Annotated in this window: 25 protein-coding genes; 5 read left to right on the forward strand and 20 right to left on the reverse strand. The window is 27.2% G+C overall.

The annotated features are described in order from the left end of the window. Positions 1-70 precede the first annotated feature (70 nt). Both BTO18_RS00800 and BTO18_RS00805 read left to right on the forward strand, forming a co-directional pair. Positions 71-802, forward strand: a complete 732-nt coding sequence (locus BTO18_RS00800; protein WP_105014391.1) for a CDP-alcohol phosphatidyltransferase family protein — start codon at positions 71-73, stop codon at positions 800-802. Then, on the forward strand, positions 780-1,154 hold the full coding sequence (locus BTO18_RS00805; RefSeq protein WP_105014392.1) for a VOC family protein: 375 nt from the start codon (positions 780-782) through the stop codon (positions 1,152-1,154). Before BTO18_RS00800 ends, BTO18_RS00805 begins: the two co-directional genes overlap by 23 nt. 3 nt (positions 1,155-1,157) lie before the next feature. On the opposite strand, the gene lptB is transcribed toward BTO18_RS00805, so the two are convergent. The 4 genes from lptB to BTO18_RS00825 form a co-directional block, all read right to left on the reverse strand. Beyond that, positions 1,158-1,898 carry an LPS export ABC transporter ATP-binding protein gene (lptB, locus tag BTO18_RS00810; RefSeq protein ID WP_105014393.1) on the reverse strand — a complete coding sequence of 247 codons (741 nt, stop codon included), beginning with the start codon at positions 1,896-1,898 and terminating at the stop codon, positions 1,158-1,160. Between the two features lie 131 nt (positions 1,899-2,029). Then, positions 2,030-2,380 (reverse strand): carboxymuconolactone decarboxylase family protein, encoded by a 351-nt coding sequence (locus tag BTO18_RS00815; RefSeq protein WP_105014394.1) that lies wholly within the window; start codon positions 2,378-2,380, stop codon positions 2,030-2,032. After that, on the reverse strand, positions 2,370-3,185 hold the full coding sequence (gene tatC / locus BTO18_RS00820) for a twin-arginine translocase subunit TatC (protein WP_105014395.1): 816 nt from the start codon (positions 3,183-3,185) through the stop codon (positions 2,370-2,372). The genes BTO18_RS00815 and tatC overlap by 11 nt, the downstream gene beginning before the upstream one ends. Continuing rightward, complete coding sequence (locus BTO18_RS00825) at positions 3,185-4,153, reverse strand: KpsF/GutQ family sugar-phosphate isomerase (protein ID WP_105014396.1); 969 nt, start codon at positions 4,151-4,153, stop codon at positions 3,185-3,187. The genes tatC and BTO18_RS00825 overlap by 1 nt, the downstream gene beginning before the upstream one ends. Before the next feature lie 135 nt (positions 4,154-4,288). On the opposite strand from BTO18_RS00825, the gene BTO18_RS00830 reads away from it, so the two are divergent. Continuing rightward, complete coding sequence (locus BTO18_RS00830) at positions 4,289-6,472, forward strand: ATP-dependent DNA helicase RecQ (RefSeq protein ID WP_105014397.1); 2,184 nt, start codon at positions 4,289-4,291, stop codon at positions 6,470-6,472. Here the strand turns inward: BTO18_RS00830 and BTO18_RS00835 are convergent. The 7 genes from BTO18_RS00835 to BTO18_RS00865 form a co-directional block, all read right to left on the reverse strand. Continuing rightward, positions 6,469-7,110 (reverse strand): response regulator, encoded by a 642-nt coding sequence (locus BTO18_RS00835; RefSeq protein WP_170063209.1) that lies wholly within the window; start codon positions 7,108-7,110, stop codon positions 6,469-6,471. The genes BTO18_RS00830 and BTO18_RS00835 overlap by 4 nt on opposite strands. 62 nt (positions 7,111-7,172) lie before the next feature. Then, entirely contained in the window at positions 7,173-8,972 is a 1,800-nt protein-coding gene (locus BTO18_RS00840) for a sensor histidine kinase (protein WP_105014398.1), read from the reverse strand. Between the two features lie 18 nt (positions 8,973-8,990). After that, complete coding sequence (locus tag BTO18_RS00845) at positions 8,991-9,425, reverse strand: hypothetical protein (RefSeq protein WP_105014399.1); 435 nt, start codon at positions 9,423-9,425, stop codon at positions 8,991-8,993. A gap of 14 nt (positions 9,426-9,439) precedes the next feature. Next, positions 9,440-10,405 carry a hypothetical protein gene (locus tag BTO18_RS00850; protein ID WP_105014400.1) on the reverse strand — a complete coding sequence of 322 codons (966 nt, stop codon included), beginning with the start codon at positions 10,403-10,405 and terminating at the stop codon, positions 9,440-9,442. 6 nt (positions 10,406-10,411) lie between these two features. Beyond that, positions 10,412-10,744: a hypothetical protein gene (locus tag BTO18_RS00855; protein ID WP_105014401.1), complete on the reverse strand. Its 333-nt coding sequence runs from the start codon at positions 10,742-10,744 to the stop codon at positions 10,412-10,414. Between the two features lie 93 nt (positions 10,745-10,837). Beyond that, the gene (locus BTO18_RS00860; RefSeq protein ID WP_105014402.1) at positions 10,838-11,515 is read right to left on the reverse strand and encodes a ZIP family metal transporter; all 678 of its coding nucleotides are present in this window, start codon (positions 11,513-11,515) and stop codon (positions 10,838-10,840) included. Continuing rightward, complete coding sequence (locus tag BTO18_RS00865) at positions 11,512-12,237, reverse strand: class I SAM-dependent DNA methyltransferase (protein ID WP_105014403.1); 726 nt, start codon at positions 12,235-12,237, stop codon at positions 11,512-11,514. Before BTO18_RS00865 ends, BTO18_RS00860 begins: the two co-directional genes overlap by 4 nt. A 110-nt stretch (positions 12,238-12,347) precedes the next feature. On the opposite strand from BTO18_RS00865, the gene BTO18_RS00870 reads away from it, so the two are divergent. Beyond that, entirely contained in the window at positions 12,348-13,526 is a 1,179-nt protein-coding gene (locus BTO18_RS00870; RefSeq protein WP_105014404.1) for a THUMP domain-containing class I SAM-dependent RNA methyltransferase, read from the forward strand. Positions 13,527-13,727: 201 nt separating this feature from the next. Here the strand turns inward: BTO18_RS00870 and BTO18_RS00875 are convergent, their stop codons facing one another. From BTO18_RS00875 to BTO18_RS00900, 6 genes are all read right to left on the reverse strand, one after another. Then, the gene (locus tag BTO18_RS00875) at positions 13,728-14,984 is read right to left on the reverse strand and encodes a serine hydrolase domain-containing protein (protein WP_105014405.1); all 1,257 of its coding nucleotides are present in this window, start codon (positions 14,982-14,984) and stop codon (positions 13,728-13,730) included. 190 nt (positions 14,985-15,174) lie between these two features. After that, positions 15,175-16,296 carry a hypothetical protein gene (locus tag BTO18_RS00880; RefSeq protein WP_105014406.1) on the reverse strand — a complete coding sequence of 374 codons (1,122 nt, stop codon included), beginning with the start codon at positions 16,294-16,296 and terminating at the stop codon, positions 15,175-15,177. After that, positions 16,293-17,147, reverse strand: a complete 855-nt coding sequence (locus tag BTO18_RS00885; RefSeq protein ID WP_105014407.1) for a phosphatase PAP2 family protein — start codon at positions 17,145-17,147, stop codon at positions 16,293-16,295. The genes BTO18_RS00880 and BTO18_RS00885 overlap by 4 nt, the downstream gene beginning before the upstream one ends. 50 nt (positions 17,148-17,197) lie before the next feature. Then, a complete protein-coding gene (locus BTO18_RS00890) occupies positions 17,198-18,055 on the reverse strand; it encodes an alpha/beta fold hydrolase (protein WP_105014408.1) in 858 nt (285 codons plus the stop codon). A gap of 65 nt (positions 18,056-18,120) precedes the next feature. Next, the gene (locus BTO18_RS00895) at positions 18,121-18,984 is read right to left on the reverse strand and encodes an alpha/beta fold hydrolase (protein WP_105014409.1); all 864 of its coding nucleotides are present in this window, start codon (positions 18,982-18,984) and stop codon (positions 18,121-18,123) included. Positions 18,985-18,994: 10 nt separating this feature from the next. After that, complete coding sequence (locus BTO18_RS00900; RefSeq protein ID WP_105014410.1) at positions 18,995-19,876, reverse strand: alpha/beta hydrolase; 882 nt, start codon at positions 19,874-19,876, stop codon at positions 18,995-18,997. Positions 19,877-19,964: 88 nt separating this feature from the next. Between BTO18_RS00900 and priA the strand changes: the two genes are divergently transcribed. Then, entirely contained in the window at positions 19,965-22,406 is a 2,442-nt protein-coding gene (gene priA, locus BTO18_RS00905; protein WP_211295621.1) for a replication restart helicase PriA, read from the forward strand. A 154-nt stretch (positions 22,407-22,560) separates the two neighbouring features. Here the strand turns inward: priA and BTO18_RS00910 are convergent, their stop codons facing one another. The 3 genes from BTO18_RS00910 to BTO18_RS00920 all read right to left on the reverse strand — a co-directional run bounded on the left by BTO18_RS00910 (position 22,561) and on the right by BTO18_RS00920 (position 25,811). Continuing rightward, the gene (locus BTO18_RS00910; RefSeq protein ID WP_105014412.1) at positions 22,561-23,103 is read right to left on the reverse strand and encodes a hypothetical protein; all 543 of its coding nucleotides are present in this window, start codon (positions 23,101-23,103) and stop codon (positions 22,561-22,563) included. Between the two features lie 64 nt (positions 23,104-23,167). Next, entirely contained in the window at positions 23,168-24,142 is a 975-nt protein-coding gene (locus BTO18_RS00915) for a hypothetical protein (RefSeq protein ID WP_146106865.1), read from the reverse strand. A 31-nt stretch (positions 24,143-24,173) separates the two neighbouring features. After that, the gene (locus BTO18_RS00920) at positions 24,174-25,811 is read right to left on the reverse strand and encodes a DUF2135 domain-containing protein (RefSeq protein WP_105014414.1); all 1,638 of its coding nucleotides are present in this window, start codon (positions 25,809-25,811) and stop codon (positions 24,174-24,176) included. Positions 25,812-25,824: the final 13 nt, after the last annotated feature.

The following is a 25,824-nucleotide window of genomic DNA, read 5'->3' on the forward strand; positions in this document are numbered from 1 at the left end:
GATATTTTTTTGATAATAATAAAAATTACCCAATTTTGATTTTATATTTTAGCAAAGCAAACTATATAAAATGAGTATAATAAAACAGCTACCCAACTTAATTACATTAGGAAATTTATTTTGTGGAACTATTGCCACAATTTTTGCAGTTGAAAGTAATTTTAAAATGGCAGCACTTTTTGTTGTTGCTGGAATAGTTTTTGATTTTTTTGATGGCTTTGTTGCACGCTTACTTAAGGCTTCAGGAGAATTAGGGAAACAATTAGATTCTTTAGCAGATATGGTTACAAGTGGAGTTGTACCTGGAATTATCATGTCTAGATTAATTCAAAATAATTTACTAAATCAATCTAATTCTTTCGATGATAATTTTTTGGATGTAGCATTAATTGGTCTAATTTTAACATTAGGAGCTTGCTATAGGTTAGCAAATTTTAATATAGATACTAGGCAGTCTAATTCTTTTATAGGTTTACCAACACCAGCTATGAGTTTATTTGTAATTTCACTGCCACTAATTCAAGAATATTCAAATTATAGTTATGTATCAGAATTAATAACGAATAATTATGTGTTAATTTTTATCACTGTAATTTTAACCTATTTAATGAATGCTGAAATTCCACTTTTTTCTCTAAAATTTAAGAATTATACTATAAAAGATAATTTTATTAAATATTTGTTTTTAATTACTTCAATAATATTAATTTTTGCATTAAACTATTTATCTGTACCACTAATTATCATTTTTTATATCATTTTATCAGTAATTTCAAATTATGGAAAAAAAGCAAAATTATAAATCCTTAAGAACTTTTATAGGAGCCAAAAATTTTAATGAATCTCGTAGTTTTTACAAAGATTTAGATTTTATAGAAATTGAACTGTCAAATAACATGTCTTATTTTAGAGTTGATGATAAACTTGGCTTTTATTTACAAAAAGCATATGTAAAAGATTGGGTTGATAATTCAATGCTTTTTTTAGAAGTAGAAAATATTGAAGAATATTTAGCTAAAATAAAAAGCAAAAATCTTACTGAAAAATACACAAGAGTTAAGCTTTCAGAAATTGTAGAAAATGATTGGGGTAAAGAATTCTTTTTACATGATCCTTCAGGAATTCTTTGGCATATAGGCTGTTTTTATAATTAAAGATTACTGAAAAATTTTCTTCTTTTTTAACTCAAAATCTTTACCTAGATATACTTTTCTAACCATTTCATCTGCAGCTAATTCTTCTGGAGTACCTTCTTTTAAAATACTACCATTGTACATTAAATAGGTTTTGTCAGTAATCGCTAAAGTAGCTTGAACATCATGATCTGTAATTAGAATTCCAATATTTTTATGTTTTAAATGAGCAACAATACTTTGTATATCTTCAACAGCAATTGGGTCAACACCTGCAAAAGGTTCATCAAGTAAAATAAAATTTGGGTCAGAAGCTAAACAGCGTGCAATTTCTGTTCTACGTCTTTCACCACCAGAAAGTAAATCACCTCTATTTTTACGCACATGACCAATATTAAATTCTTCAATTAATGATTCTAACTTTAGTTTCTGTTCTTTTTTAGACAATCCTGTAAATTGTAAAACGGACATAATATTATCTTCAACAGATAATTTTCTAAAAACAGAGGCTTCTTGTGCTAAATATCCGATTCCTTTTTGAGCACGTTTATACATAGCATCATTGGTAATTTCCTGATCGTTTAAGTAGATGTTACCAAAATTAGGTTTAACCATACCAACAATCATATAAAAAGAAGTTGTTTTCCCTGCTCCATTTGGGCCTAAAAGACCAATAATTTCACCTTGTCGAACTTCTAAAGAAATGCCTTTTACAACTTTTCTTGAGCCATATATTTTTTGAATATTTTCTGCTCTTAAAATCATTTTCTACTGCGTAATTGTTTTAAAATTGTGTAAAGGTGTGATTGTAAAAATAGTGAATTACTTTTTTTAAAATCTTAAAGCCTTCTTAAACAATTATTTTTTTGAAACTGCCAACTGCCACATTAAACTGCTTACTTTTTTTCTTCTTCTAAAAGTTCCCAATATTCAACAGCTCTTCTTAAATGAGGAATTACAATTGTGCCTCCTATTAAGTTAGCAATAGACATGGTTTCCATCATTTCTGCTTTGGTAACTCCATTTTTCATTGAAGATTCTAAATGATATTGTACACAGTCATCACATCTTAAAACTGCAGATGCTACAAGACCTAGCAATTCTTTTGTTTTTACAGGAAGATGACCTTCTTTAAAGGCATTAGTATCTAAATTGAAAATTCTTTTGATTACTTTATTGTCAGATGCTAGAATTTTATCGTTCATTTCTTGACGATAATCATTAAATTCTTGAACTTTATTTGGCATTTTTTTCTTGATTTTTTATCACTCTTTTCGATACTCTTATACCTATTTCATACAAAATTAAAATAGGTATTGCTACTACAATTTGGCTTGCAACATCTGGTGGTGTAATAATTGCAGCTACAATTAAAACAACTACTAATGCATGTTTTCTATATCTTCTTAAAAATTCGGGGCTTATTAATCCTATTTTAGTTAAAAAATAAATCACAACTGGTAATTCAAATAAGATAGAAACCCCTAGCAACATATTTGTAACCAACCCAATATGAGATTCTAAAGTAAAACTGTTTTGTATGGCATCTGTAATTTGATAATTATATAAAAATTGAATTGATATTGGTGCAATTACATAGAAGCTAAAGAAAACTCCTATAAAAAACAAAGCTGATGTAATAAATATAAAACCTCTAGATTTTTTAATTTCATTTTCAGTTAAACCTGGTGCTATGAAACGCCACATTTCCCAAATAATATAAGGAAAAGCCACAATGACTCCTAAAATTAATGAAGACCAAATAGAGTTCATTAATTGTGAGGTTACCTTAATACTTTGTAATTTTTTATCTGCAAACGAAATATTACAGAAGTCACTTTCCATACCAAAAAGATTGAAAAAATCGCAGAATAATTGGTAGGTAATAAAATCGGATTTTAAATGGGCTAATAAGAAGTAGTCATATACTTGTTGAGCGAATATAAAAAATACTATTGCTAAAATAAATATTGCAGCAGCACTTCTAACCAAATGCCACCTTAATTCTTCTAAATGTCCTAAAAAAGACATTTCTTTTTGTTGTTTTACCATTAAAAAATACCTTCTTTAATTAAGTCATGTAAATGTACAACTCCAAAATAATTATTATTATCGTCAACAACTAAAATTTGAGTGATACTATTATTTTCTAAAGCATCTAAAGCTTCAACAGCCATTGCATCTTTATGTATCGTTTTCGGCTTTTTACCCATTATATCTTTAGCAACAATAGTGTTGATTTCTGTTGTTTTGTTTAGCATTCTTCTAATATCTCCATCAGTAATAATACCAATAATTTTGTCTTCTTTGATTACAGCAGTAACTCCTAATCTTTTTTCAGATATTTCAACAATTACTTTGGCAATAGAATCGTCTTCATTTACTTTAGGTACTTCGTTTTTAGAAACTAAATCGTCAACTCTTAAGTACAAACGCTTCCCTAGAGCTCCTCCTGGATGATATTTTGCAAAATCTTTGCTTGTAAATCCTTTTAACTCTAATAAACAAACCGCTAAAGCATCACCCATAACCAATTGTGCAGTTGTACTTGTTGTAGGAGCTAGATTGTTTGGGCAGGCTTCTTTTTCTACATAAGTATTTAAGGTAAAATCTGCGTTTTTCCCTAAAAAAGAATCAATATTTCCTGTAATTGCTATGATTTTATTCCCGTAATTTTTAATTAAAGGAACAAGCACTTTTATTTCAGGAGTATTTCCGCTTTTAGAAATACAGATAACGATATCATCTTGTAAAACATTTCCTAAATCTCCATGTATGGCATCTGCAGCGTGCATAAAAACAGCAGGAGTGCCAGTAGAATTAAAAGTAGCTACAATTTTTGTGGCAATATTCGCACTTTTACCTATCCCAGTAATGATTACTCTTCCTTTCGATTTATAAATGTTTTTTACAGCATTTTCAAAATTGAAATCAATAAGATTTGCTAGGTTGTTAATAGCTTTACTTTCAGCTATAATTGTGTTTTTTGCATTTTCAATTATATTATTACTGTTTTTCAAAAGTTATGTTTTTATCAGAATAAAAAAAAGTTATATCTTTAGATATACGAAACAGGCAAATTTACTATAAAAATAAGTTTCATCAAACATTATAGTTACAGGTTTGCTATTTCTTTGAAATCAAATAATATTTATATGGATTTACACAGTCCTCTTAAAAAGTTTTTTGGCTTTAACAAGTTTAAAGGCTTACAAGAACAAGTAGTAAAAAGTATTGTAAATAATAACAACACATTTGTAATAATGCCTACAGGTGGTGGTAAATCACTATGTTATCAACTACCAGCATTAATGAAAGAAGGCACAGCGATTGTAGTTTCACCTTTAATTGCTTTGATGAAAAATCAAGTTGATGCTATAAGAGGTATTTCTGAAAATAATGGTGTTGCCCATGTTTTAAATTCATCTTTAAACAAAACTGAAATTGCACAGGTAAAGAGTGATATTGCCAGTGGTATTACAAAATTGTTATATGTTGCTCCAGAATCTTTAATAAAAGAAGAATACGTTACTTTTTTAAGAACGCAAAAAATATCTTTTGTAGCTATTGATGAAGCACATTGTATTTCTGAATGGGGTCATGATTTTAGACCTGAATACAGGAATTTAAAACATATTATAAAAGCTATAGATAATGTGCCTGTAATTTGTTTAACAGCTACAGCTACAGAAAAAGTTCAAGAAGATATTTTAAAAACTTTGGGTATTACAGATGCAAATCGTTTTAAAGCATCATTTAACAGAGCTAATTTGTTTTATGAAGTTCGACCAAAAACCAAAGAAGTAGAAAAAGATATTATTCGTTTTGTAAAACAAAGAGAAGGTAAATCTGGTATTATCTATTGTTTAAGTAGAAAAAAAGTTGAAGAAGTTGCACAGATTTTACAGGTAAATGGTATAAAAGCTGTGCCTTATCATGCAGGTTTAGATGCTAAAACTAGAGTAAAGCATCAAGATATGTTTTTGATGGAAGATTGTGATGTTGTTGTAGCTACAATTGCTTTTGGTATGGGAATAGACAAGCCAGATGTTCGCTATGTGATTCATCATGATATACCCAAAAGTTTAGAAAGTTATTACCAAGAAACTGGTAGAGCAGGTAGAGATGATGGAGAAGGTTATTGTTTGGCTTTTTATTCTTATAAAGATATTGAGAAATTAGAAAAATTCATGGCAAGTAAACCTGTTGCAGAGCAAGAAATTGGGCATGCTTTGCTACAAGAAGTGGTTGGTTATGCAGAAACTTCTATGAATAGGCGTAAGTATTTACTACATTATTTTGGTGAAGAGTTTGACGAGAAAAATGGTGATGGTGCAGATATGGACGACAACTCAAGAAACCCGAAGAAAAAGCATGAAGCAAAAGAAGATGTAGTTAAACTTTTAAAAGTAATAAAAGACACCTTACAGAAATACAAAGCAAAAGAAGTTGTAAATACTTTAGTTGGTAAAGAAAATGCTTTGTTAACATCACACAAAACACATTTACAACCGTTTTTTGGAATAGGTAAAGACAAACCTGCTGGATATTGGATGGCACTTTTACGTCAAGTTTTGGTAGTAAATTATATTAAAAAAGAAATTGAGCAATATGGTGTAATTAAAATCACAGAACATGGTTTGAATTATATAGATAAACCAAGTTCTTTTATGATGACAGAAGATCATGAATATAGTGAAGAAAATGATAATTCTATTATTACCAATGCAAAATCTTCTGGAGGTGCTGCAGATGAAAAGTTGGTGAAATTATTACGAGATTTGCGTAAAAAAGTAGCAAAAAAACAAGGTGTTCCGCCATTTGCTGTATTTCAAGATCCATCTATTGACGATATGGCTTTAAAATATCCAATAACGTTAGAAGAACTCTCTAAAGTGCATGGAGTAGGAGAAGGCAAAGCAAGGAAGTTTGGAAAAGAGTTTGTAAAATTGATTTCTAGTTATGTAGATGAGAATGATGTTTTAAGACCAGATGATTTAATTGTAAAAAGTACAGGTGTAAATTCAGGATTAAAACTATTCATTATTCAGAATACAGATAAGAAATTACCTTTAGAAGATATAGCTAAATCTAAAGGTTTAGAAATGAGTCAATTGATTAAAGAAATGGAGGTTATTATTTTCTCTGGCACAAAAATTAATATTAATTATGCTTTAGATGATTTATTAGATGAAGATCAACAAGAAGAAATCCATGATTATTTCATGGAAGCTGAAACTGATGATATTGAAGAGGCTTTAGAAGAATTTGATGGTGATTATGATGAAGAAGAACTACGCTTAATGCGTATTAAATTTATTAATGAAGTTGCGAATTAAAATTTATACTTTTTATCTATAGCATATTTAACCAATTCATTACCAGAAGATAAGTCCAATTTTCGAATCATATTTTTTCTATGCGTATCTACAGTTGTTTTAGCTATAAACAAGGTTTCAGAAATCTGTTTTGAAGTTTTTCCGTTAGCTATTTCTTGTAAAATTTCTCTTTCTCTTTTAGATAAAAGTACCTTATCTGATTTTCCAATGGTAACATTATCATCTATATAATTATTCATAAAATTAAAGGCAACATTTGGGTCAAAAAAAGTTTCACCACCAGCAACTGTAACAATGGCTTTTGATAACATTTTAATTCCAGAGTTTTTTAAAATATATCCTGTAGCACCAGCATCTAGCATTTGTTTTATGGCATCAGGTTGATCGAACATTGTCATTGCAAGCACATTTACATGTGGTAAACTTTTCTTAATAATTCTAGTAGCCTGAATACCATCCATTATTGGCATTCTAATATCTGTTATTACTAATTTAGGTTGTTTAAGTTGCACTAATTTTACCAATTCTTGACCATTGTTTACTGTGCCAATAATATTGATGTTTTCATCATATTCAAAAAAAGATTTTACACCATCAATTAACATTTGATGATCTTCTGCCATAGCTACTGTAATCATATACTAATTTTTATTAAAAATACATTTTATGTTTTAAAAAAGTATACCCAAACATAAGTATTTTAAGAATTAGGAATATCAATTATTATAGAACTTCCTTTATTAATAGTAGAGTCAATCTTAAAAGTACCTTCTAAATGCTCAATTCTTGTTTTTATAGAACTTAAGCCAATTCCTTTTTTTAAATCAACTTTTTCAACATCAAAACCTTTTCCATCATCTTCAATAATTATATTTAAATTTTTATCGTATAAAGAAATATTGATAGTTGCATTAGTTGCATTGGCATGTTTAATGATGTTGGTTGTTAATTCTTGAATAATTCTAAATACAGTAATTTCTAAATTGTTTTCTAAACGTTTATTTAAACCAAAATCTATAACATCAATTTGTATTTTTTCTGCGGATGATATTTTTTCTGCCATCATTTGTACAGCTACTAATAAACCTTGGTTTGCAATTACTCCTGCATTTTTTGCATGAGCTATTTTACGTACTTTTAAATAGGCTTCATCAATTAGGTTTTCAGTTTTATTAAATAGGGTTTCTTGATTTATTTTTCTCTTTGTTCTGTTAATTTTTAGATTCTCAAAGTGTAATTTTAAAGTTGCTAAAACTGACCCTAAATTATCATGTAAATCTTCTGCGATACGTTTACGTTCTTTTTCTTGACCATCTACCATAGCATTTATAGTGGTAATTTCTTGTTCTTTTAATAGGGTGAGATTTTTTTGAGTTTCTAGCTCTTTTTCTTGTTCTGCTAGTTTTTGTTTTCTTTTTGAGTTTTGATAAGATAGAATATATATAGTAGTACCTAGAATTAGTAATAAACTTACTGTAATTAAATACAATAAGTTTTGTTTTCTTTTGGCTTCTGATTCTAAAAGTTGTTTTTCTTTTTCAGCTGTCTTATATTTTTTATCTAGATCAGAAATGGCAATGTTTTGTTGGGTGTCGTTTATACTGTCTTTAAGTTTTGATATCTTTTTCAGATATAGTGCTTCATTTTTGTAATCTTTGAGTTTTTTATAAGTATCAGCTATATTATCGTAAAATAATAATTTACTTTTTAGAATATTTCTTCTTATAGGTATTGAATCTGCCTTATTAAAATAATCTATAGACTTTTTTAACTGATTTTTAAGCTTGTAATATTGACCAATATTATTATAATTATAAGCTAGAGATAAATTGTCTTTATATTTAATATAATAGGGAGTTGCTTTATTTCTATAGTAAATAGTTGAATCTAAATGAATTGGTTTAGTATATAAAAAAGCAGTAGCCATATTGTCATAGCAATATCCAACTCGAATAGTATCTGTTAAATTTTTAACAATTGGTATTATTTTTTTAAAATAAAAAATTGCTTTCTCTCCATTATGTAAGTGAATGTATTTGGCACCAAATCTTTTGTAAATTTTACTTAATAAAAGTGTGTCATTTTTTTCTAAAGCATAACTTTCAGTTTCTCTAATTAAATCTTTTTCAATTTCAGTATTTAATTTATTTTGATGACTTAAAACTCCTATGGCTAATATATTACAATCAATAGCATCTTTTATTTTATTTAATTTAACAAATAAATTCTTGGATTTAGTAATATATTCAAAAGCTATATCGTGTTTATCTATTCTAAACTGATAATCTGAATAATAATAATACCAAGTAGCTTTATCATAATCAGATATAGATAATGTATCTATTTTTATTAAGCTTTTAGAAACTCTATTGTAATCATTTAACCTAAAACCCTTTAAAATTGATTTAAAATCTACATTTTGAGAAACACAAATATCAGTAACTAATAAAGCTACTGATATTATAAAAAATTTGATTAAATAATATTTTTTTTTAATCATTTATCATTAAAAATTATTTTAGGGAGTTCCTAGAATTACATTTCCTTGTTCTACTTCAGGGTTTTTGTGTGACCCAAATGGATCATAACAACCAGAAATAACATCCTGTTCTTTTGAATATTTAATAATAGTAGTTTGTATGAAATCATTTAATCCTAACTTTACTTTTCTTGGCAATATCACAGGAACAGGATTTTTTGATGGAGTGTTATTAACTTCTATCATATTTATTAATAAATGATGAACGGATTTATTACCTAAAAAATTTTCACACAAATATGCAGAATTTATTTCATAATTATTATTGTGTTGGTTGTCAATATTAACAGTAACATTACTAGTCAATATTTTTTTATTATTTGTTATATAGTTTAGCTCTATGTCTAAATCTCTTGTATTTAAAACTAATACATTGTGCTTTCCATTATTTCTGTTTTCATTAATGTAGTCCATATTTTGAGTTTTTATTAATTAAATGTTAGTAGTTTAAGTATATTTTCGTTTTGTGAGTTAATTGACTTAAAAAATAAATTGTGAAGATTATTTGCAACTCTAATAGGATACTGATTCTGTCCTATATAAAGCCCTATTACGTTATTATTATTTTTATTTATTAATAGAGAACCAGAATCTCCATGACCAATTTTTTCTGAAAGAAATAATAATTGATTCTTATAAATATAATTTCCAGCTCTAGCTATCGCTTTAACAGAGTGCAAAGTACAATTGTTATCCCAACCTCTTTTTCCTCCAAAAATTTTCACATATTTATTTTTTAAAGTTGCTTCTTCTAAATTTTTATGGTTAAATCTGTATGTAAATTTTGTAGGTAGATAATGATTATTTTCTATTTCAGCAATAGCCACATCATATTCACCAAAATTATTTTCAGTTGCATCATGTAATTGCCATTTTAATTTACCCAGCGGATGTGGTATTGTGTTGTAAATTATATCTTTATCTTTATTACCATATATTACATGGTAATTACTAATTAAGTAATATTTATTATCATAATTGTTTAAATAGATTCCACCTAAACTTCCTAAATTACCATTTCTAGAACTATTATAAATAAGATATTCTGTTTTATCATTTTGCTCTAATATTTTATTATCTCTATTATCATTAATTTTATCTAAATTTTTGACAGCAATCTTAATTTTTTTTACTTTTTTAGTATATCTTTTATTTCTATTTTGTTTTAAAAAAATTTTGTTTATGTATGTTGTAGATTTATTTCTAATGTTTGTTTTGATTTCATGTAATATATTATTATTTAATAAACTTTTATCACGCCCTATTTCTAAATAATAATTAAAACACTTATCATTTACTACTGCTAGATAAATAAAACCCTCATATTTTTTGTACTCTTTAAAAACAGTTTCACCTACTTCATCTAACAAATTATTTGCTTCTAATTCTGTCATGTATTTTTAGTTAATAGGATTAAACAAATACACCAAAACAAAAACAGCAATAGCTCCAGAAGAAGTAATAGTAGGTTCTTTTTCTGCTAAAGTCATAAAAATTGTATTATTTTCATTATCTTTATGTGTGTTGATTTCATCTCCTTTAGGAGTATAGCTTATCTTTATCATCCCTGGGATTGAAATACTTATAGAAGCAGTTGCAAGAGCAGTTGCAATTCGATAAACCCAAAATTGGGCAGAATCCATTTTAATTCCCTTTTTAGTACTTATTATTAACATAATAATAAATAAAACAAGAACTCCGAAACCAAACATATATTGAGTATTATTTTTCATTGTAGAAATATTTACACTTCAAATATCTAACATTTCAAAAGCAATTTTATACCTACAAATAGGTATTTTTTCATCATTAAATATAAGTAAAAACTATAAAGTAAGTAGCGTTAGAATAACTCCAAGAAGGATTGCAATAAACTTTTGTAAGTTAAATTTATGATTTTCAGTACTTTCAAAAAGAATGATTGTTGAGATATGTAAGAAAACTCCAATAATTAAGGATGTTATTTCTGTAGTATAATTAGTGAAAAAAGGAATTTTATCACCAAGTAAAACTCCTAAAGGACTCATTAAAGCAAAGAAAATAAGAAAAGCAAATACTTCTTTTTTAGAATATTTAGCTTGCCATAAAAATGTGGTTAATACAATTGCAATCGGAATTTTATGCACCACAATAGCCCAAAGTAAATTTTCATCCGCATTATGAATGGGTAACCCTTCAGAAAAAGCATGCAAAGACAAACTTACAAATAAGAGTGTAGGAAATTCTTTACCATCAGAATGTATATGAATATGTCCATGTTCTGCACCTTTTGAAAAAGATTCTAAAACTGATTGTAAAATAATACCGATTAAAATAAAAATGCCAACAATTGTACTGTTAGAAGATACTGTATAAACATCTGGCAATAAGTGTAAAACAGTAACAGACAAAAGATAAGCACCACTAAAAGCTAATAAAAGACGAACAATTTTTGTATTCGGTTTTATAATAAAAACCAATAAAGAAGCTAAAAGTACAGATGAAATTAATAAGAAATAGGTCATTTTGCAACTAAAATTAACCTATTAGAAATTTGAGAATCAAAATCATTTAAATTATAATCTCCAAAAACATTTATTATTGTAAAACCCACTTTTGAGAAATAGGTTTGCATTTTTACTTCATCCAAATATTTTACTCTTTCTGTATATGAATGTTGTTTATTATCAGCAAAAAAAGAAATGTTTTTAATAATAAAACCCTCTGTAATTTCTCTGGTAATATTAAAAGTGATGTTGTCAACAGTTTTTATTTCCTTGTTTACCAAATTGGCTTTTACAAAATCGGCATTCAAGAAATCAAAGACAAAATAACCATTATTTTTAATTCCATTTTTAATGTTTTGCAAGATTAAAATATCTTCTTTATCATCTTCAAAATAACCAAAACTGGTAAACAAATTAAAAACTGCATCATATTTATTGTTAAAAGGTTGACGCATATCATGCACCTTAAATTTTAAAGAATCATTTTCAAATTCTTTAGCAATTTTTATACTGTTTTTGGCTAAATCTCCACCTGTAACTTTATAACCTAGAGAATTTAGAAATACTGAATGACGACCTTTTCCACAAGGCAAATCTAAAATATGTGTACTTTTTGGCAATTCTAAAAAAGAAGTAATATTCTGCATAAATAGTTGCGCATCTGCATCATTTCTGTCCTTATAAAGTATGTGATAATACCTTGTATTAAACCAATCTGTAAACCAATCTTTTTTTTCCATCTTACAAATAAGTCTGTAAAAGTAATTAAATCTTACTTTAGAAAAAATGAAATTCAGTATTTCTGAAATATCCTTTTATAAAATGTATTTTTGTACTCAATTTTACAAGTATGAATAGAGATTTTAAAATGACAGCTACTACACTTTTTGGTTTGGAGAGTGTTTTAGCTGAAGAACTTAAAAAATTAGGAGCTCAAGACATTAAAGAAGGAATTAGGAGTGTATCTTTTAGAGGGGATAAAGGTTTTATGTATAAAGCTAATATCGCTTTAAGAACAGCTGTGAGAATTTTAAAACCTATAAAAACATGTAAAGTTTATGATGAAGAAGATTTGTATGAAGCTATTCAGAAAATAAAATGGGAAAAATATTTAGATGCTGATGGTACTTTTGCAATTGGAGCTGTTGTAAATTCAAAGAATTTCACTTCGAATTCGCATTACATTTCTTTAAAGTCTAAAGATGCCATTGCAGATTATTTTAGACACAAATATCATAAAAGACCCAATGTAGATTTAAAATATCCAGATGTTAAAATCCATGTGCATATTCAGAAAGAATGGTTGACGATTTCTTTAGATTCTTCAGGAGATTCTTTGCATAAAAGAGGATATAGAACAGCCACAAATATTGCTCCAATAAACGAAGTTTTGGCTGCTGGTATGGTTTTGTTGTCTGGTTATACAGGTGATGAAAACTTTATAGACCCCATGTGTGGTTCTGGTACAATACTGATTGAAGCTGCAATGATTGCCAATAATATTCCTGCAAATATTAACAGAAAATTGTTTGCTTTTGAAAATTGGAAAGATTATGATGAAGATTTGTATTTTACTATTCAAGATGCTTTGTTGAAGAAAATCCATTCTTCGCATTTTAAGATAATGGGTTTTGATAAAGCACCTTCTGCAGTGCAAAAAGCAAAAGCAAATGTAGAAAACGCCAATTTAGATGAATTTATTGGAGTACATCATGTGAATTTTTTCAACTCAACCAAAGAAGTTTTTGGGAATACTACTATTTTGTTTAATCCACCTTATGGAGAACGCTTAAATATAGATGTCAATGAATTTTATAAGAAAATAGGAGACACCCTTAAACACAATTACCCTGGTTCAACAGCTTGGTTAATTACTTCAGATACAGATGCTTTAAAATCTGTAGGTTTACGAACTTCTAAACGAATTGCATTAAAAAATGCAGATTTAGACTGTAAATTTGTAAAGTACGAGTTATATGAAGGTTCTCGTAAAATAAAGACTAGAAAAAGTAATTCTGAAGACGAGTAAACCTCTATATTTTGAATAATATTGAAACAAAATATAATCTTATTTTTTTGCTAATAATGTCTTGCATAATCAGTTCTGTAGTTGAGAAACTAATTGAGAAATATTTATGAACTAGAAGAATTTTCTTCGGAAGTTACAAGCAGATTTAGGCAGAATCAAGCAATTAATTATCCATTTTTGACGACAGTGAACTTTACTGATTTAAAAGAAAGCTCTAATTCTATTATATAGATTATGCAATTTCAATTTTGTCTTTTCGCTTGTAGTAGAATTGTCAAATGTGTAGTTGTATCCTAAACTTACCAAAGCATTATAAACCCAATTATGATTAGAGCTATTTAATGTACTTGCTCCAGTATTTCCTAAAAATATATAACCAAGTTCTGTTTTAGGGTCGAACCACATCATTGTTGTAATACAATTATCTCCACCATCCATTCCTGTCAATTGATAGGTAATTCCATAGTTATTTCTATCTATCATAAAAAACAAACCATTATTATCATCTTCAAGACTAGTAATTGAGCTACTTAATTGTGGTGAGAGTAGTTTGTTAAAAGAATCTGGTTTCAAAAGATTTTTATCTCTTGAAATAATTGCTTGGCAGTATTTGGTTAAATCTTGAATATTAGTAATCATATCTCTACTAGGATATAATATTACACCACTGGTTTGAACATTAGAAATTGAGTCCTCAACAGGTTGATAATATTTCGTATGCAGTAAAGAATCACTTTTAGATGCTGTCCAATATGTGTTATTTAGTTTGAGTGGATTAAAAATATGAATTTGTGTGAAATCTGAAAATGAAGTTTCTGATACAATTTCAACAATATAAGCTGCTAAACTTGCACCAATATTAGAATAATTCCAATCAGACCCTGGCTTAAATTTGGTAAACGTAACCTTTCCATACTTACCTTGTTGAAAATAATCACTCATAAACGAATTCAAGCTTTTGCTTTTTTCAGTTTCTTCTATATATAAAGATTCTACAACTAATTCATTATAATCTAATGATGATGTGTGTGTAGCCAATTGTTTAATCGTAATTTCTTCTTTTGGAAAATTCGGATTGTAAATTTTAAAAGGAAGATGTTTATTTATTGGGTCATCAATAGTTAATAATTTCAGTTCTTCGGCTTTCATTAATGCTATACCAATTGTAGTTTTAGATATTGAGGCAATATACTGTTGCGTATTTGTAGTGTAAGGTATTTTATTTTGTCTGTTTGAATATCCAAATCCATTAGAATAAATGATACTATCTGCATTAAAAACAGAAACAGCAAATCCGCCCATTTTATTTGGATTATAATATCTATTCAACTTCTTTTCTATGTTAGTAAGGTTTGCATTTATATCGTCTTTACTTTGATAAAGAAGAAATGATATAAATGCAACTATTAGTAAAGTTAAAGTTAGTAATGCTTTTTTTAGTAATTTTTTAAGTTTCATCTTTTGATTGATTTAGTTTACAATTAAGACGATAAACTTAAAATATGGTTACAGGATAATGTTTTTAATTTTGTGCAATTTGAATATGTTCATGTAGCGTTTTTAACGTTTTATAAATATTTTTTGTTAAACACCAAACGTTAATGGCATTTGTAATTTATAATCATAATCGCAACAGAAAAACATTTTTTTAATCTAAACTTTTCTCAAAAATTCGGTATTTCTTATAAATTGTATGCTCCATTCTTTCTATAATAGCTCTCATTTTAGTGTTTTCTTCCAAAATTAAATGGCTGTCTAAAACTGTTAAATTATTTGATCTTGCAGCATCTAATAATGCAATATTTAATAAAGCTACCAAACCAGAATTTCTAATATTTTCATCTACACAACCCAATAATAAGTTTAATTGGTTAGTTTTTTTAAATGCTTTTAAAATATGTAGAAACCCAAAAGGAAATAACCTTCCTTTTGTTTTTTTAAAGCCTTCAGAAATATCTGGCATTGCCACTACAAAAGCTACAATAGTATTACTAGCATCTAATACCAACTTTATATATTGAGGTTTTAATAAAGGCAAAAAGCGTTCAGAAAACTCTTTAGCTTCTTTATCATCTAAAGGAGCAAAACCATAGATATCTTTGTAGGTTTTATTAATAAGTTGAAATACATCATTTATATAAGGTTTTACCTGATTCGATTTTTTAAACTCCTTAACTTTGTAACCATTTCTAGTTGCTCTTTCTGCAATTCTAGTATAAATTTCTGCTGTTTTTTCAGGTATTTTTGCAGTGTATTGAAAAATGTCTAATTTCTTTTGATAACCATTTCTTTCAGTATGAGAAATCATATATTCGTAACTATGGTTGGTAACCATTACTGTAATTTGTTCTTTAAAACCTTCAATTAAAAAACCTTGCGGATCTTTATCAGAAAACCCTAAAGGTCCAATAATTTTGTCCATTTGTTTTTCTTTTCCCCAAGCTTCAACAGCAGTTATTAATTTGTCATAGACTTCAGCATCATCATAACACTCTAGTCCAAAAAAACGCACATTTTTTTCATTACTTCCTTTATTGTAAATATGGTTAATGATTCCCATAATTCTGCCAACAATTGCATTGTTTTTCTTTGCTAAATAGAGAATAGTATTACAATGTTCAAACGAATGATTTTTGGTTTTGTCAAAGATTTTCCACTCATCAGAAATTAAAGGAGGTAACCACTCTTTATGATTCTTATGAATGGTATAAGGCAACATAATAAATTGCTTTAATTCCTTTTTAGTATGGACTTCTAAAAGTTGAATCATAGTTTAAAATTGGGCATTTTAAGATATAAAACACTTGTTAAATATAGCACAATTGGAACATAAATAATACCAGCTATTGCATCTATAGCATAATGTGCTTTTATATAAACTGTAGAAAATATCAATAGAAATACAAATGGCAGTGCTATTTTAAAAAAAGTCTTTGCTCTTTTTCTTATAAATACTAAAATAATCAATGAAATGCCAACGTGTGAACTAGGGAAAGCACCTGTAGGTTGCTCTGCTTTCTGAATAAAGTGCATTATTTTATCGAATATAAAAGCATCTGGAAGATTTTTTTCTGGTGATGAAAAATAAAATTGTGGACCAGTAGCAGGAAAAAAACAAAAGAATAAATAAAACAATAACATAGATGATGTTAACTTGAAAAACAGCTCTTCACGTTCTTTTTCTAATTTAAAATTGGTAATGAAAACAAATACAATTATAATGATGTAAAATAAGAAATACCCTAAATACATCAACTCACTAAAGATAGGATTTGCAAAGTAATTGGAAAATGCGATACTGGGTTGAAAACCAAATAAAAGACTATCTAAATCTACTAAATAATTGTCTAAATTATTGAATATTAGTTTATTGTAGTAAACGGTTTCAGTGTAAAATAGCACGCTGAATAAAATAGGGTAACAGTTTCTTAATAAATTAATAAATGTGGATTTTACTTTCGCATCTAAAAATATCAGTGCAATTCCAAAGCTTAACAATAAACCTCTTGTAAAAAAAAGTTCTAAAAATTTATTGAAATCATTGTCAGATAAAAACAACAAAATAGTAGTAATAAAAACATAACAAAAAAATAGGATGTCAATTTTTTTAATTTGAAACATTTTACTTTTTAATGAGTTGTGGGGTTTAAATTTTTAAAATTTAAATTCATTTAATCTTTTTCTAGAATTAATTGTAGCCACTTTTCCGGTTTTTCTAGCATTAAAAAATGCCCACAATTTTCTATCCAAATTAATTGATTGTTTTTTATTTCATCAGAAAGTAATTTAGCAATTTTTGGAACAGCAATTGGATCATTTTTTGCCCAAATAATTTTTGTTGGAATATTAGTTTCTTTTAAAGCTCCTACCCATCTATGCCAAAAATAATAACGCTCGTTTATATAATTGGTCAATTGATGAATAACTTTTCTACCTTCATTATTTTCTAATTGAAACCACATTTCTTTTAATTCTTGGTCTGAAACTCTGGTTTTGTCAAAATAAATATTACGCATGTTCTTCTTAAAAATAGGGAAGTTGGTTAAGCTAGCTACAAATTTTCCTGTAGTTTTATTTTTCAATAATTTTTGAATTAAACGTAATTTAGAATGTTCTATATGAATACTGCCATTGCATAAAATAAGTTCATCAATTTGTAAATTAATTTGTTTTTTATAGTGTCTTGCAATGATTTCTGTAGCAACAGAAGTGCCATAATCGTGTGCTAATAGTGTTACTTTTTTTAAACCTAGTTGTTGCCAAAGTTGTAATGCAACATCTGCTTGTTCAATTAAGGAATAGGAATAATCTAGGGGCTTATCAGAAAAACCAAAACCTAAATGGTCGTGAATTATAACTCTGTATTTTTTTGAGAGTTCAGTTAATACTTTATGATAATCAAAAGATGAAGTTGGATAACCATGTAAAATTACAAGTGTTTCTTCAGAACTACCTTCATCAATAACAAAAATATTTCTATTAAAAACAGAAACAAATTTGCCTTTATTTTTCCAATCAGTACTATTCATATAGAAAATTAATATTCTATAAAAATATAGAATAGCAATTAGAAACTCTAAATTTATATGTTATTTTAAGAGTTTACTAAAAAATTGGTAAGTTTTAATGGTTTTTCTAACATAGGGTAATATCCACAACTTTCTTCAAAATGAACTTCAGTATTATCGATACTTTTTGCAAGTGAATCTACTATTTTAAGCGAGTTAGATACATCATTTTTACCCCAAAAGAATTTGATATTTATTGATGTTGTTTTTAAAGCGTTCATCCACCTATCCCAAAAAATTTTTCTTTCAAAATCGTAGTTCGAAATAAAGTCGATTACTTCAATACCTTCATTACAAACATGTAAAGCCCACATAGTTTTAAAATCCTCATCATTTAAATTATCAACCTGAAATAAATTTTTCTTTTTATGCTTTTTAAATACAGAAAAAGAGGACATCATTGAAGTAGTGTTTTTAGAAAATGAACATGTTTCTATATTTGTATCTTCACCTGTATCTTCATCTTCAAAGTACTTTTTTGGGACATAGTGATTAGATAAAAATAGTTGTTTTATATTAAAATCTATTAAAGAAGATTCTTTTCTAGCAATGAGTTCTGAAGCTATAGAAACTCCATAATCATGAGCAAGTATTGTCATTTGTTTAACATACAATATTTTCAATAGTTCAATAATAACATCAGTTTGCTCAATTACCGAAAAATACTTATTAATATATTTTGTAGAAGAACCAAAGCAAATTAAATCAGGAATTATTACTCTGTAATGTTTACTTAATTCTGGTAATATCTTATAGTAGTCATAAGAAGAGCATGCGTAACCATGTAAAATTAATAAAACCTCTTTGTCTGTATTTGTGTCAATAACAAATACTTCATTATCAAAAGCAGGTATTTTTCTTCCTTTTTTTCTCCAGTTTTCTATATTCATAGTTTAAAAATTAGTAACGTAATAAATGTTTGAATTGTTTTTCAAAAACCATTTCCATCCAAGGTTTTGGACTCTCTAAAACAGAAAAATGTTTTTCATTTTCAATCCATTCAACATGTCTAACATCTTCAGCAGCTAAAACAATTGCTATTTCTTTAATTATAACAGGATCGCTCTTCTCCCAGAAAATCTTTACAGGAGTTTCAGATTCTCGTAAAGCATTTGTCCATCTGTGCCAAAATGTGTAACGTTCATTAATAAATGTACTTAAAAAGTGAATTTCTTTTTGCCCTTCATCTGAATCAAGTTGATTCCACATTTTATTAATATCGTAATCTTTATTTATGTTATAGGATAAATTATCTTTTTTAAACCTTCGTTTAATTTTTTTGTACCCAAAGTTGGTTAGTCTAGAAATAAATTTACCAAGTTTTCTATCTTTTAGTAATCTTTTTACATTTTTTAGATGTAAATGCTCTAACCTCATGCTACTATGACACAAGAGCATCATCGTGATTTTTAAAGGAATTAAGTTGTTGTTTTTTCTAGCTAAAATTTCTTGAGCAATTGAAGTACCATAATCATGTGCTAATATGGTAATATTTTTTAAACCTAGTTTTAACCAAAGCTGTATAGCAATGTCAGCTTGGTCTATCAACGAGTATGTTAAAGAATCTGGTTTCTCTGAAAAGCCAAATCCTAAATGATCGTGAACTACAACTCTAAAGTGTTTAGCTAATTCTGGGAGTACTCTGTAATAATGATATGAGGAAGTTGGGTATCCATGAAGAATTACAAGTGTATTACTAGATGAACCTTCGTCAATTACAAATAATTTTTTATCAGAAATGGTAACGTATTTACCCTTTTCTTTCCATTCTTGAGCAGTCATAATATTTGGGGGATTAATATTACTATTGGTGCAAAAATATACTAAATTTTGAATAGCTTTGTCTTTTTGCTGTTAAATATATTATAAGATTTTTTTTATAGACGTCATATTACCTATTCCAATTCAGAAAACTTTTACGTATTCTGTTACAAATGAGGAAGCTAATTTCTTAAAAAAAGGAATGCGTGTTGCAGTTTCTTTTGGTAAAAGTAAAATTTATACAGGTTTGGTTTTTGATATTCATCAAAATGCCCCTACTTTATATGAAGCTAAAGATATTCATCAAATTTTAGACGAAAAACCAATTGTAAATGAAACTCAATTAAAACATTGGGAGTGGATTGCAAATTACTACATGTGTGCTTTAGGCGATGTGTATAGAGCCTCTTTACCATCAGCATTTTTGCTAGAAAGTGAAACTATTGTTTACAAAAATGAAGCTTTTTCTGATGAAGATATTCTTGAAGATGATGAGTTTTTAATTTTTGAAGCTTTACAACATCAATCTCAATTAACTATTCATCAAATTGTAGACGTTTTAGGAAAAAAAAAAGTGATGCCTACTGTAAATGGGTTGATAAAAAAAGCAGCTATATATATTAGAGAGCAGATCTATGAAACCTACAAACCAAAATTGGTAAAATATGTTTGTTTAAATGAGAACTATAATTCTGATGAATCACTTAATAATTTATTATTAGAATTAGCAAGAGCAAAAAAACAAAAAGATGCAGTTTTAACTTTCTTTCAACTAGCATCAACTAAAAAGCCAATAAAAGTAAAAGATTTAGAAGCGAAAGCAAATGTTTCTTCCTCCATTTTAAAATCGTTGGTTGACAAGAATATCTTCGAATTTTATCACATTAAAACAGATAGAATTAGTTTTAAAGGAGATACGAATGCTCTTAAAAACTTAAACGAATTTCAAGAAAAGGCATTAACTGAAATTAAAGAAACTTTTAAACAGAAAGATGTAACACTTTTACACGGAATTACAAGTTCTGGTAAAACAGAAGTGTATACAAAACTGATTCAAGAGGTTTTAGATGCTGGTAAACAAGTGTTATTTCTGTTGCCAGAAATTGCTTTAACCACACAAATTATTACACGTTTACAGTTTTATTTTGGAAACCAAATTTCGGTATTTCATTCTAAATATTCTATGAACGAAAGAGTAGAAGTGTGGAATAATGTGTTGGAAAATAAAAGTAAAGCACAAATAATTTTAGGAGCTCGTTCTTCTATATTTTTACCTTTTTCTGATTTAGGGTTGGTTGTTGTTGATGAAGAACACGAAACATCCTACAAACAATTTGAACCATCACCAAGATATAATGCTAGAGATGCAGCTATTGTTTTGGCAAAAATGTATCAAGCAAAAATTTTGTTAGGTTCTGCAACTCCGTCTTTAGAAAGTTACTTTAATGCACAGCAAAATAAATATGGTTTTGTAGAATTAAACAGACGTTTTGGAAATGTTCAACTTCCAAAAATTGAGTTGATAGATGTAAAAGAAAAGCACAGAAAAAAGGAAATGAAAGGTCATTTTTCTGATAGAATGCTCAAACTAATTCAAGAGGCTTTAGATGTAAAAGGACAAGTAATTTTGTTTCAAAACAGACGTGGATATTCCCCAATTGTAGAATGTAAAACGTGTGGAGTTTCTCCTCAATGCCCAAATTGCGATGTTTCTTTAACCTATCATAAATATAAACATGAATTACGTTGTCATTATTGCAACTATCAACGAGCAATGCCTAATTCTTGTTCAGCCTGTGGAAGTAATACTTTAGATACTAAAGGTTTTGGGACAGAGCAAATTGAGTTAGAATTAAAAGAACTATTCCCTGATTTTAAAATCGGTAGAATGGATTTGGATACTACTCGTGGCAAATTTGGTTATCAAAAAATAATTGGAGCATTTGAAGCTAGAGAAATTGATGTTCTAGTGGGTACACAAATGCTGTCTAAAGGTTTAGACTTTGACAATGTTTCTTTAGTAGGTATTTTAAATGCTGATACAATGCTCAATTTCCCAGATTTTAGAGCGCATGAAAGAGCATATCAAATGATGGTGCAAGTTTCTGGAAGAGCAGGTAGAAGTATAAAACAAGGAAATGTAGCCATACAAACCTATAATCCTTATCACCAAATATTGCAACAAGTTTCTACCACAAATTACAAAGCAATGTATAAAGAGCAGTTGCAAGAACGTTGGCAATACAAATATCCACCTTATTACAGGCTGATAAAAATCACGCTAAAACATAGAGATTATAATAAAGTTGAAAGTGGAATCAATTGGTTGTTTAAGGCTTTGTACAATTCTTTTGGCGAAAATGTTTTAGGACCAACAGCTCCTGCAGTTGCCAGAATTCGAAATCAATACATTAAGAATCTAGTAATTAAAATTCCACCAAAACAAAGTTTAGCAAATACAAAAAAACAAGTTTCAAAAATTAGAAATACCTTTGAAGCTGTTAAAGATTTTAGACCTATTCGTTTTATTATTGATGTGGATGCTTATTAGAAGCCCATCTTAATCTTCCCAAAGGGAAGAAACACTCTTTTGTTTATTTTTGAAATAACTTTATTTTCTCTCGATACTTTTATACGGTTTGACATTCTGAAAGAATCTCATAAAATGTACTAAAAATAACAATCTTCAAAGTTTAAGTTTTTCTTCATTTTAGTTTATCAATATTTACATTTTCAATATATAAATTTTGATCAAAAGGGTTTTTATTTTTCTTAAATTTTATCTCATATTCAATTCCATATACTTTACATATATTATCTAAATCTATTTTGTTTTTATAAATAACATCTTTCTGTTGTTTAAAGAATATTAGTGGACCTGTTCCTTTTGCTATTAAAAAAAAACCAATTAAAAATACAATTGATAAAACCAAAAACCCTGGTACTCCTAAAGAAAAGGGTACATACAATTTTGTGAAAAACAAATAATCTAAATAAAGTATTATGAATCCAATTAGAGGAAATAAAATCACACCACCAAATATATCAAACTTTCTGCTTGCTAATTTTTGATATTCAATATTAATTTGTCTAACCTTTTTTTCAAAAGATTTATTTAAATAAATCTTATCGCATTTTTTTTCAAAATAAGGTACTTCATCTGTTACTCCACAATAACTACCACTTTTAAAATCTTTTTTTTGATATTCACATAAATTACAATGCTTATTAATTTCTTTTCTTCTCATACAATTCTTTCTATAATTATTGGAAATTTAAACTATAACTATATTAGCTTTTTTTAAAATATGTTTAATCCATTAGTGATGGATAATTTTTTGTGATATTTAAAAAATATTGTTTCTTTTGTGAGTTTTGAAATAATATTAAAGTATCATTATTTATTTTATAACTAAATTCATTTTTTAACTCAATAATATTCATTTCTTTATTAAAATGAGATATCAAATCATCTCTAATATTATCAATTTCATCTTCATTTAAGTTCAACTTATTTATACTATCTTGTACTTTAAATGCACCTATTTCTGAATAATATTGAGAATCAAATTTAAATGCTTTTTGATTTTTATTAATCTCATAAACACCAAAATAAGTTTTTTCTTCAAAATCTTTAATTTTCATTAGCATGAACTCATCAAAATAAATTTTAAAATAATTTTGATTAGGATTAATTGCTTTCCATACTCCAATTAAATCATTTTGTTTGTTTGATTTTTTTATATCATTAATATTCACAAAAAGCAAAATTGGTAAAGCAAGTAGAGAAAGCCAATTACTTTGTAGCTTTAAATTAGTAGTTGTTTCTTTTTGAGAGAAATTAATTTTAAAAAAGTAATTTAAAAAACCACGCCAATCTGAAATTAAGAGGAAAAAACCCATCAAAGTTAAGCTTAAAGACATTAGTAAAGCTTCTTGACCTATTTCATAAAAAATATTTACTAGAAGAATATTTATCATAAATGAAAGTAACAGAATAGTGCCAATTCTTTCTGTTTTCCTAAATAGTATCAAGTTGCCTGCAAGAATTTGACATCCAGCTATTATTAAGCCATAAGTTCTTGAGTATCCAAAATAATACCAAGTAAGCATAAACCCATCATAATGACTAATATTATAATCTGCTTCATAAACAGGCCCAAAATGAAATTGAGTTTTGAAAATTTTTGCCAATGCATAAGAAAACATTTGATAGGCAACAAAATACTTACAAATTAATCTCAATATTTGTATTGAAATTGACTTTATGTTTTTTTCAATATCCATAATTTTTTTAAGGAGTTTATATTTCTTTCAATTATCTCAAAAATCTACGATTCAATTTTAACAACTGAAATTTTTTATCTTTTTGAATAAAATCAAAAATAGCTGTTTTTTTGGTTTGGTTTGGTCTACCCCAATTGTAATAGGTAGTTATTTTAAAAACGGTAGGTTTGTATTGCTTGTTGCCTAAATAGGTGAGGTTTACTAAATAATTACCATAATTTAATTGATTTATAAAAATTTCTTTAGAAGTATAGCCTTTCTTTTTTTGATCTTCAATTAAACCTTGATTTTGAACTAATGAATTTTCAATTTCAAAAACATCTAAATTAGGGTTTACAAACTCAATAATGAATTCAGCTTCAGTTGTATTCCATTCAAAAACAATTCTAACATCTCTAGCGATATTTTTATAAGAGTTTTCAATTTTAATTTTTGGTAAATTAGTTCTATCAATTGAATCTAAATTATAGGTTGAAACGATTTCAGATGTAATAATTTCTCCAATATCATTGTCATCAATTTTAAAACCTTTTTTAAAAAAATATCTGTAGGTTAACCATACATTTCTGTATTTTTTTGATCCTAAAAAAGCATTCGCCAAATCTCTATAAGATTGATGATGTTTAGGTCTTAATTTTACCAACTTTTTATAAATTTCTAAAGCTTTTTGTTTTTCATTAATTTCTAAATATTTATAGGCAATTGCCTTTAAATCTTCTGGATTATCAAAAGACATTGATTCAAAATCTGATAGAATATTTAATAAAAAAGGTTTACTATCTTTTTTCTTTTTATACGTATTGAATAATGTAAAATAAAAATTAGTGATATTTTTATCTACTGCATTTGTTTTCTTATACAAATCAAAAGCTTCTTTAGGTTTTAATCTTTTATATTTATCTAAAAAAGGATAATTAATTCTAACTTTTTTATATGAGATTGCATCATGATTATAGTAGTCGCTATCATTAAAATAATAGTTGGCAAAATCAATATCATTAACCTTTTTGTAATCAATATTTGTATTTACAGTTATTACAGGTCTTTTCTTATCATAATTAAAAATTAAAACTTCTTTAACCTCTAAAATAAAAATATCGAAAGGAATATCGAAAGAAACATTATCAATAACCCAAACCACAGGGCCATTCATTTCCTTACCTTTTATATAAGTAATTTCTTCACCATAATCGTTATAACGAATTAATAAAAAAGGTGCTTTCTTTTGTATAGCTTTAGTTATAGACAAACCATTCTCGTTCAATTCAGAGCCCTTAATTTTAGTGATTAAAGAGATATCTTTATATTCACCAATATTAGTTTCACCAAGTTTTATTACTTTACCAGATTGAATTTGTGTGATAGTATTTCTTATTTTTAAATCTATATTTAAAATAGAAGTAACATCTTCAATCAATACCTCTATTTTCTCTAAACCCACATAGCTAAAACTTAAAGTTTCACCAACTTTTACCTTAATTTTATACGAACCTTTAGTATCAGAAACAGAAAATCGAATAGTGTTTTTAACAAATATACTTACGTTTTCGAGTGGCTTATTCTTGTAGTTTATGAATCCTGAAACTGTTTTGTAGTCTAAATTTTGTGGGGCTTGAGCAAAAAAATAAATAGGAATTAGAAATAAAAATAAAATTAGTTTATTAGTCATATTTGGTTTTTGC

It is taken from the genome of Polaribacter porphyrae, from assembly GCF_002954685.1.
Classification (GTDB): Bacteria; Bacteroidota; Bacteroidia; order Flavobacteriales; family Flavobacteriaceae; genus Polaribacter; species Polaribacter porphyrae.

Bases quoted from the DNA above. Each gene is read 5' to 3' on its own strand.
- BTO18_RS00800 (WP_105014391.1), top strand. From the start codon at position 71: ATGAGTATAATAAAACAGCTACCCAACTTAATTACATTAGGAAATTTA.
- BTO18_RS00805 (WP_105014392.1), top strand. From the start codon at position 780: ATGGAAAAAAAGCAAAATTATAAATCCTTAAGAACTTTTATAGGAGCC.
- lptB (WP_105014393.1), bottom strand. From the start codon at position 1,898: ATGATTTTAAGAGCAGAAAATATTCAAAAAATATATGGCTCAAGAAAA.
- BTO18_RS00815 (WP_105014394.1), bottom strand. From the start codon at position 2,380: ATGCCAAATAAAGTTCAAGAATTTAATGATTATCGTCAAGAAATGAAC.
- tatC (WP_105014395.1), bottom strand. From the start codon at position 3,185: ATGGTAAAACAACAAAAAGAAATGTCTTTTTTAGGACATTTAGAAGAA.
- BTO18_RS00830 (WP_105014397.1), top strand. From the start codon at position 4,289: ATGGATTTACACAGTCCTCTTAAAAAGTTTTTTGGCTTTAACAAGTTT.
- BTO18_RS00835 (WP_170063209.1), bottom strand. From the start codon at position 7,110: ATGATTACAGTAGCTATGGCAGAAGATCATCAAATGTTAATTGATGGT.
- BTO18_RS00840 (WP_105014398.1), bottom strand. From the start codon at position 8,972: ATGATTAAAAAAAAATATTATTTAATCAAATTTTTTATAATATCAGTA.
- BTO18_RS00845 (WP_105014399.1), bottom strand. From the start codon at position 9,425: ATGGACTACATTAATGAAAACAGAAATAATGGAAAGCACAATGTATTA.
- BTO18_RS00850 (WP_105014400.1), bottom strand. From the start codon at position 10,405: ATGACAGAATTAGAAGCAAATAATTTGTTAGATGAAGTAGGTGAAACT.
- BTO18_RS00855 (WP_105014401.1), bottom strand. From the start codon at position 10,744: ATGAAAAATAATACTCAATATATGTTTGGTTTCGGAGTTCTTGTTTTA.
- BTO18_RS00860 (WP_105014402.1), bottom strand. From the start codon at position 11,515: ATGACCTATTTCTTATTAATTTCATCTGTACTTTTAGCTTCTTTATTG.
- BTO18_RS00865 (WP_105014403.1), bottom strand. From the start codon at position 12,237: ATGGAAAAAAAAGATTGGTTTACAGATTGGTTTAATACAAGGTATTAT.
- BTO18_RS00870 (WP_105014404.1), top strand. From the start codon at position 12,348: ATGAATAGAGATTTTAAAATGACAGCTACTACACTTTTTGGTTTGGAG.
- BTO18_RS00875 (WP_105014405.1), bottom strand. From the start codon at position 14,984: ATGAAACTTAAAAAATTACTAAAAAAAGCATTACTAACTTTAACTTTA.
- BTO18_RS00880 (WP_105014406.1), bottom strand. From the start codon at position 16,296: ATGATTCAACTTTTAGAAGTCCATACTAAAAAGGAATTAAAGCAATTT.
- BTO18_RS00885 (WP_105014407.1), bottom strand. From the start codon at position 17,147: ATGTTTCAAATTAAAAAAATTGACATCCTATTTTTTTGTTATGTTTTT.
- BTO18_RS00890 (WP_105014408.1), bottom strand. From the start codon at position 18,055: ATGAATAGTACTGATTGGAAAAATAAAGGCAAATTTGTTTCTGTTTTT.
- BTO18_RS00895 (WP_105014409.1), bottom strand. From the start codon at position 18,984: ATGAATATAGAAAACTGGAGAAAAAAAGGAAGAAAAATACCTGCTTTT.
- BTO18_RS00900 (WP_105014410.1), bottom strand. From the start codon at position 19,876: ATGACTGCTCAAGAATGGAAAGAAAAGGGTAAATACGTTACCATTTCT.
- BTO18_RS00910 (WP_105014412.1), bottom strand. From the start codon at position 23,103: ATGAGAAGAAAAGAAATTAATAAGCATTGTAATTTATGTGAATATCAA.
- BTO18_RS00915 (WP_146106865.1), bottom strand. From the start codon at position 24,142: ATGGATATTGAAAAAAACATAAAGTCAATTTCAATACAAATATTGAGA.
- BTO18_RS00920 (WP_105014414.1), bottom strand. From the start codon at position 25,811: ATGACTAATAAACTAATTTTATTTTTATTTCTAATTCCTATTTATTTT.